This window comes from Candidatus Hakubella thermalkaliphila (assembly GCF_013281975.1).
Classification (GTDB): Bacteria; Actinomycetota; Humimicrobiia; order Hakubellales; family Hakubellaceae; genus Hakubella; species Hakubella thermalkaliphila.
On the sequence record NZ_BLRZ01000360.1, the window covers coordinates 1 to 823 of the forward strand.

At 51.5% G+C, this 823-nt stretch carries 2 protein-coding genes; both read left to right on the forward strand.

Going from position 1 to position 823, the window contains the following annotated elements; genetic code table 11:
* The coding region (locus HW443_RS12140; protein ID WP_176238322.1) for a GNAT family N-acetyltransferase at window positions 1–232 on the forward strand (232 nt) is incomplete at its 5' end.
* A gap of 3 nt (window positions 233–235) precedes the next feature.
* Window positions 236–823 (forward strand): DNA repair protein RecO (recO, locus tag HW443_RS12145; RefSeq protein ID WP_176238323.1); only part of this gene is annotated, 588 nt, incomplete at its 3' end.

Sequence of the window (823 nt, forward strand, 5' to 3'; positions counted from 1 at the left end):
GAATAGGGGGAAGGGCCTCGGTCGCTATTTGCTGGAGAAGGTGCTTTCTGAGATTCGAAAGGAAGGTTTTCGGGCCGTGGAATTGACGGTCTCACCAGACAACCTGGCTGCCCTGAAGCTTTACCAGAGGTTTAACTTTCAGGCCAGGGAGTTCAAAAGGGATTTCTACGGCCCAGGCCTGGAGCGGTGGATTTTCCGTCTGGATCTCTCTGAGCCCTCAGGGCAGGGATGAGGAGTGCCAGATTACAGAACCAGGGGAGTAATCCTTTCCTCTATGAAGTTGGGTGAGGCGGACAAGATAGTCCGGATACTTTCGGAGAAAGAGGGCATCATCGATGCCGTGGCCAAAGGCATAAGAAAGACCAAAAGCAAATTCGGGGGGCGTCTTGAGCCCTTCACCTACTCCGATCTCCATCTCTACCAGGGCAGAAATCTGGATATCATCCTTCAGGCAGAGACCATTAATCCCTTTAAGTTGATCCGAGAGGATCTGAGAAAAGTAGCTCTGGCCTCCATTTCTTGTGACCTCATTCTTAGAAGCCAGGTAGATAAAAGTTCCGAGAGAGCGCTAAATCTTTTGCTCTTCTTTCTCTCGGGGCTGGAAAGGGCCAAAGATGGGCTTAAGATTCTTCTCCTTATCTTTGAGACCAGACTTCTTTCTCTGCTGGGCTACCAGCCTATCCTGGACGTGTGCTGTCTGTGTGGGTCTCCCCTTGAGGGCCGTAGATTTTCCTTTGATTTTGGGGGTGAGGGATTGGTATGTGGCTCTTGCCGGCCCACCACAACCGCCTCTGTGAGCATCTCCGGATCTTCTCTCCTCCTT